This is a genomic window from Streptomyces bohaiensis (genome assembly GCF_012033785.1).
Taxonomy (GTDB): domain Bacteria; phylum Actinomycetota; class Actinomycetes; order Streptomycetales; family Streptomycetaceae; genus Streptomyces; species Streptomyces bohaiensis.
Window position 1 is genome coordinate 1 of sequence record NZ_JAAVJC010000272.1, and the last position, 6,265, is coordinate 6,265.

A 6,265-nucleotide genomic window follows, 5' to 3' on the forward strand; every position below is an offset into this window, starting at 1 on the left:
CCCGGCGGCCGCGACCGCGTCGGCGGCGAGGGCCAGGAGCAGCGGCACGTCCCCGCCCGCCGCCGCAGCCGTTCCCGGCCGGAGCCGCCCGCCCGGCAGCAGCCCGGACAGCGGCCCGTCGACGGGCGCTCCGGTGGCGCCCCGGGCAGGTTCCGTCATCCCGAGTCCCCGCACTGCGCTTTCGATCATGCGTTCGATTATCCATGCGGTGCTCACCTGTCACCACCCACCCCCGCGACCGCGCGGGCGGCGCGTTGCGAGTTCGCTCGTGCGATCTCTCGGTTTGGTGTCAGTGGTGGTGAGAGTCAGTTGGTCTGGCTCGGTGTCTGGTGTTACGGGGCTGGTCAGTGTGTGTTCGCGGGTGGGGGTCCGCTGACATGAGGTGAGAGATTGCGGGCGGAAACGCTGTCATGGTGCGTTACTGCGCAGGGGCTGGCGCTGTCACGGTCTTGAGAGTTCTGAGCCGGTAGACCCGTGAACCGCAGGGTGGCTCCTCGTCGTGTTCGTCAGGGGGGCCTGTCACGCTGTCGATGAACCGGGTCCAGCTTGCCCGGCCGAACGCCACCACCGGCCCGCCGGGTCTTTCGAGTCCCGTCTCCTGACTGCCGCCGCGCTTGGTTCCGGGCGGCGACACTGTGACGTTTTGCTGCACGGTCAGAGAGCGCCGCAGCGCCTCGACGCGAGCCGGGGGCTCGAGCTCCCTTTCGTGGTTGCCGCATGCGCGGCGTGGCCGCGTGGTGAGGCGGCGCGGTGGGGCTCCGGCCGTGCGCTGCCCGCCGCCGGACGGCCGGCGCTCACCTCGGCATTGTTGGAGGCGTCCAACAATCTTCTGCCCGTGGACACACATAGTGAACAGCGGTGAGGCTTGTGGGTGTCCTCGCACGTGGCGGGGGTGCGCCGTGCCGGCTCGCTCCATGGAGCGGTCACGGACGGTGGTGGTCGTGTCGTTGCCGCCTGTTCGCTCCATGTGATGGGGTAGCTGTGGCCCGTGAGGTGGAGAACATGCCCTCAGCGCTTCTCAAACGCGTTTTCATCTGCCTGGCGATCGCAGCGCCGGCTGTCGTGCTGCGGATCACCGGCGTCCACACCGCGCCGGTGTTGGACCTGGTGGTCTTCGGAGCTGCGGTGGTGGCAGCCGCGTTCCTCCTCGCGTGGGCCGCGGAAGCGGCGCAGAAGGACATCTCGGGTGCGTTGGCGATCGCGCTGCTCGCGCTGATCGCCGTGCTTCCCGAGTATGCCGTCGATCTGTACTACGCGTTCAAGTCGGGCAGTGACCTGGCCTATGCGCCGTTCGCGGCTGCCAACATGACGGGCTCGAACCGTCTGCTGCTGGGGTTCGGCTGGCCGTTGGTCGTGCTGGTGGCTCTGCTGGTGGCCCGAGGTGTTGCACGCCGTCACGGAGCCGCCGCTCCCGCGTCGCTCGTGCTCGCCCGGGACAACCGCCTCGACGTCGGCTTCCTGGCGCTCCTGGGCATCGCCGCGTTCTTCATCCCGCTCTACGGAGCGATCCCCCTGTGGTTCGGGGTGGCGCTGATCGTGGCCTTCGCCCTGTACCTGTGGCGTGCGGGCCAGGTCGTGGACGACGGCGAGGACGAGTTCGTCGGTGCCGCCGCACTGATCGCGTCCATGCCGAGACGAAAGCGGCGCACCGTCGTCATCGCGCTCTTCGTCGGCTCCGCCGCCGTGATCCTGCTCTCCGCGGAACGCTTCGCCGAAGCGCTGGTCGACTCCGGTTCCGCTCTGGGCATCGACAGCTACTTCCTCGTCCAGTGGCTCGCCCCCCTGGCTTCGGAATCACCCGAGTTCATCATCGCGGTGATGTTCGCCCTGCGAGGCCTCGGCTCCGCGGCGATCGGCACCCTGATTGCCTCCAAGGTCAACCAATGGAGCCTGCTGGTGGGATCGCTGCCAGCGGCACACTGGGCCGGCGGCGGAAGCACCGAGCTGCCGCTGGACTCCCGACAAGTCGAGGAGTTCGTCCTGACCGCGACGCAGACCCTCCTCGGTGTCGCCATCATTCTCTCGCTCAGATTCCACTGGAGGTGGGCCGCTGCACTGGCCGCCCTCTTCGCGGTCCAGTTCGCAGTCACCAGCACCGACGGCCGCTACGTCCTCAGCGCTGTCCAGGCCTGCCTGGCACTGGTCGCCCTGTGGATCAACCGCAGCCACCTGACTGCGACACTGACCGCCCCGTTCCGCCGACCCGGGCCCGCGGCGCCGGCAGTGAGCGCGCCGCCGCAGCGCTGATCCGTGTCATCGCCCTGCCCTCCCTACGATGGCGGTGTGGATCCCCAAGCCGCTGGCCGCGTGGCCGAGGACTACGTGACGCTCATCTGGAAAGCGAGTGAGTGGCCGCACGGACAAGCGACCACCACCGGCCTTGCCGACCGGCTGGGCGTCACACCCTCGACCGTCTCCGCCAACCTCAAGAAGCTGACGCGCGACGGCCTGATCACCTACCGCCCCTACGGCCCCATCCGCCTCACCGAAGCCGGTGAGGCACTCGCGGTGACAGTCGTGCGGCGACACCGCCTGATCGAGACCTACCTCGTCAACTGCCTGGGATTGCGATGGGACCAGGTCCACCACGAAGCCGACCTGCTCGAGCACGCGGTCTCCGACCTCGTCCTCGCGCGCATGGACGAGGCGCTGGGGCACCCGGAGCGTGACCCCCACGGCGACCCCATCCCGCAACCGGACGGCACCGTGCCACCCACGGAAGCAGCACCACTGACAGCGCTGCCCCCAGGAAAGAGCGCCCGCGTCATGCGCGTCTCCGACCGACACCCCGAGGTGCTGCGCTACCTCAGCACCCTCAACATCACGGTCGGCACCCCGATCACCGTCCTCGAGCACCTGCCCGCAGCCGGCATCGTGCGCATCACCACACCGACCGGTACCGCCGACATCAGCTCCACCGCCGCCCACGACATCCGAGCCGAGATCCTCCCGCCCTCCGCGGATCCCACCTGACACAGCGCGGGTCCACGCTCTGACGTCCAGCGGCCAGACAGCCGAACCACCGGACAGGCCACAGAAGCCTCGACCGTCACGCGAGGACAGCAGGCGCCCTCCATCCCTGGCCGCCCCTCCACCCCCGGCCGCCCCTCCACCCCCGGCCGGCGGGGCGCCGCCACCAGGCAATCTCGCAGCGAGAAGGGGCCGCTCCGAGCACCGGTTCACCGGCGCCCCGGGGCCCCTCGCCGCGTTCGTCAGCGGCCCGTCAGCCCGTCGATGAACCGGGCCCAGCTCTCCCGCCCGAACGCGACCACCGGCCCGCCCGGGTCTTTCGAGTCCCGCACCCCGACCGCCGCCTCGCTCAGCGCTACCTCAGCGCAGTGCGAGTCGCACGGCTGCGAGTAGCTGCTCGTGCGGAACTCCGCACCCTCGACTGACCCCCGCCCCTTCGATGAAGCCCACCGCTCACCCCCCCAGCTCCTCCAATACCGCCCGCTGCTTCTTCGGAGAGGCCGGCCCTGCTCCGCTCCCGGCCACGGGAGAAGGAGGCATGGCGGGCGCGGACCACACCTCAATAGTTCAGGTCTTACTGAATTCAGGCTGTGCTGTATCATGCGTCTATGCAGATCGACCACACTGCGGGCCCGTCTCTTGCGATCCAGGCCGATGCGTTGGCGCGTGTCGGCGTTGCGCTGGCCGATGAGAACCGTCGCCGGATCGTCCTTGCGCTCCTGCAGGCCCCGGCCTTTCCGTCCGACCTCGCCGACGCCCTCTCGTTGACCCGGGGCAATGTCTCCAACCACCTCACGTGCCTCCGCGGCTGTGGGATCGTCCGTGCCGAGCCTGAAGGACGACGCGTGCGGTACCGCATTGCCGACCCGCGCCTTGCCCACGCCCTCGCGGAACTGTCCTCACTGGTGCTGCTGGTCGACCACCGCGGCGACCCCCACACTGCCTGCGAGCCAGACGGCAGCTGCTGCGCCACCGAGGAGCCGCCCGGCCACGTGCCGGCCGACGCAACGCCGCCCGCCATAGCCGGAACGCAGGCGGACCGTGGCTGACGCGTGCTGCGGGGGGCAGGACGCCCCGCCGCCGGCCGCCGTCGACGAGCCGCCGGCCCGTATCCGGCAGGTCCGCGAGCTGCGGTGGGCACTGGTCTGCGGCGTGTTCCTCGCCGTGTCCTTCGCCGCCCCTTCCGCCGACCTCGCCACCGGCGCGCGGTGGGCCGCGGTCGTGGCCGGCGCGATCACCTTCGTCCCCGGCGCCCTGCGCGCACTGCTCGGCGGGCGCCTGGGCGTCGGCCTGCTGATGACCGTCGCCGCTGTGGGCGCACTCGCCCTGGGCGAGCTGATCGAGGCCGCCACCCTGGTGTTCCTGTTCTCGGTCGCCGAAGGGCTGGAGGGCTACGCTGTCGCCCGGACCCGCCACGGCCTGCGGGCACTGCTTGACCTCGTCCCTCCCACCGCCACCCTCATCCGGCAGGACAGCGAACACTGCGTCCCCGTCGCCGACCTCGCCGTCGGCGACCTGATGCTCGTTCGCCCCGGCGAGCGCGTCGCCACTGACGCCGTCGTCGTCACCGGGAACGGCGCAGTCGACACCTCCGTAGTCACCGGGGAATCCGTACCCGTCGAGGTCAGCCCCGGCGACACGGTGTTCGCCGGCACCGTCAACGGCACCGCCGCCCTGCGCCTCCGCGTGTCGGCCACCGCCGCCGACAACTCACTGGCCCGCATCGTCCACACCGTTCAGGAAGCCCAAGAACGAAAAGGCGCAGGACAGCGCCTGGCCGAACGCATCGCACGCCCCCTCGTACCCGGCGTCCTCATCCTCGCCGCCCTCGTCGCAGCAGCCGGCAGCCTCCTGGGCGACCCCGGAGTGTGGATCGAACGCTCCCTGGTCGTCCTGGTCGCCGCAGCGCCCTGCGCCTTCGCGCTGTCCGTCCCCGTCGCCGTACTGGCCGCCGTCGGCGCCGCCTCCCGCGGCGGCGTACTCGTCAAAGGCGGCGCCGCCGTAGAGGCGCTCGGCGCGGTCCGAACCGTCGCCTTCGACAAGACCGGGACTCTGACCCGCAACCAACCCGTCGTCGTCGACATCGCCCCCGCCCCCGGCCAGGACAGAGCCACGGTCCTCGCCACCGCCGCCGCCCTGGAGGCCGACAGCGAACACCCCCTGGCCGCAGCCGTCCTGGCAGCCTCCCCCTCCCAGCACCCCACCGCCACCGAGGTCGAAGCCGTCCCCGGAGCCGGAGTCCGAGGCAAGGTGAACGGCGCGACCGCCCGCCTGGGGAGCCCCACCTTCGTCGACCCCGGACCTGACCTCGCGGACGACGTGGCCCGGCTGCAGAACTCCGGCGCCACCGTCATCGTCGTCGAACACGACACGACCATCCTGGGAGCGATAGCCGTCCGGGACGAGATCCGCCCCGAGGCAGCCGAGGCGGTCGCAACCCTCCAGGAACGCGGCATCACCGTGGTGATGCTCACCGGCGACAACGCCCGGACCGCCGCCGCGATCGGCGCCGCAGCCGGCATCACCGACGTCCGCGCGCAGCTGCTGCCGCAGGACAAGGCCCGCATCGTCGCCGAACTCCGCGACCGCGGACCGGTTGCCATGGTCGGCGACGGAATCAACGACGCCCCCGCCCTCGCCACCGCCGACACCGGCATCGCCATGGGCGCCATGGGCAGCGACGTGGCGATCGAGGCGTCCGACGTCGCGCTCATGGGAGAAGACCTGCGCCGGATACCCGACGCCCTGGCCCACACCCGCGCCGCCCGCCGTGTCCTGCGACAGAACCTCGTCCTGTCCGGCGGCATCCTCCTCACCCTCGTCCCCCTCGCCGCCGGCGGCGTCCTCGGCCTCGCCGCAGTCGTCGCCATGCACGAGGTCGCCGAAGTCCTTGTCATCGCCAACGGCATCCGCGCCGGCCGGCGCCGGCACCTGCAGCACCGCACCGCCGAACCCCGCATCCCTACCACGCTGGCCGAACCCTTGCCCGCACCCCGGACTCCCACCGCCGAACCGACCACAACCTCCACGCTCACCACGTCCTGCGCCTGCTGCGAGGAGAGCAGCATCTCCCCGGCATCGAGGCCGCCAGCACCCTCCGAACAGGCCTGAGCCCTCCCCTCTCACACCCCCAGCTCGTCCAAGACGGCGCGCTGCTGGTCGGTGAGGCCGGTCTTGCGTGCGCGGGTGTTGGCGCGCCACACACCGAGTTTCACGGTCACTTCTTGGCCGTCGATGGTGATGGTTTCGGTGGCGGTGCGGCCGGGTGGGGTGTCGCCCTCCCGCTCCCGCCACG

Annotated in this window: 5 protein-coding genes and 1 pseudogene; 4 read left to right on the forward strand and 2 right to left on the reverse strand. The window is 71.1% G+C overall.

Translation table 11 applies throughout. The features are described from left to right. Nucleotides 1-189: pseudogene (locus HCN52_RS20600) on the reverse strand (hypothetical protein); the annotation flags it as partial. Between the two features lie 813 nt (nt 190-1,002). Here HCN52_RS20600 and HCN52_RS20605 point away from each other — a divergent pair. Together HCN52_RS20605 and HCN52_RS26245 are read left to right on the forward strand one after the other, a co-directional pair. Further along, nucleotides 1,003-2,247 (forward strand): calcium:cation antiporter family protein, encoded by a 1,245-nt coding sequence (locus HCN52_RS20605; protein WP_168089951.1) that lies wholly within the window; start codon nt 1,003-1,005, stop codon nt 2,245-2,247. A 36-nt stretch (nt 2,248-2,283) separates the two neighbouring features. After that, nucleotides 2,284-2,973, forward strand: coding sequence for a metal-dependent transcriptional regulator (locus HCN52_RS26245; RefSeq protein WP_168089952.1), 690 nt, complete (start codon nt 2,284-2,286; stop codon nt 2,971-2,973). Between the two features lie 239 nt (nt 2,974-3,212). On the opposite strand, the gene HCN52_RS20615 is transcribed toward HCN52_RS26245, so the two are convergent. Then, complete coding sequence (locus tag HCN52_RS20615; protein ID WP_168089953.1) at nt 3,213-3,572, reverse strand: DUF397 domain-containing protein; 360 nt, start codon at nt 3,570-3,572, stop codon at nt 3,213-3,215. A gap of 6 nt (nt 3,573-3,578) precedes the next feature. Between HCN52_RS20615 and HCN52_RS20620 the strand changes: the two genes are divergently transcribed. Further along, the gene (locus tag HCN52_RS20620) at nt 3,579-4,019 is read left to right on the forward strand and encodes an ArsR/SmtB family transcription factor (RefSeq protein ID WP_168089954.1); all 441 of its coding nucleotides are present in this window, start codon (nt 3,579-3,581) and stop codon (nt 4,017-4,019) included. Beyond that, a complete protein-coding gene (locus HCN52_RS20625) occupies nt 4,012-6,081 on the forward strand; it encodes a heavy metal translocating P-type ATPase (RefSeq protein WP_168089955.1) in 2,070 nt (689 codons plus the stop codon). The genes HCN52_RS20620 and HCN52_RS20625 overlap by 8 nt, the downstream gene beginning before the upstream one ends. Nucleotides 6,082-6,265 lie beyond the last annotated feature (184 nt).

Coding starts and splice junctions, on each gene's coding strand:
- HCN52_RS20605 (WP_168089951.1), top strand. CDS start 1,003: ATGCCCTCAGCGCTTCTCAAACGCGTTTTCATCTGCCTGGCGATCGCA.
- HCN52_RS20615 (WP_168089953.1), bottom strand. CDS start 3,572: ATGATACAGCACAGCCTGAATTCAGTAAGACCTGAACTATTGAGGTGT.
- HCN52_RS20620 (WP_168089954.1), top strand. CDS start 3,579: ATGCAGATCGACCACACTGCGGGCCCGTCTCTTGCGATCCAGGCCGAT.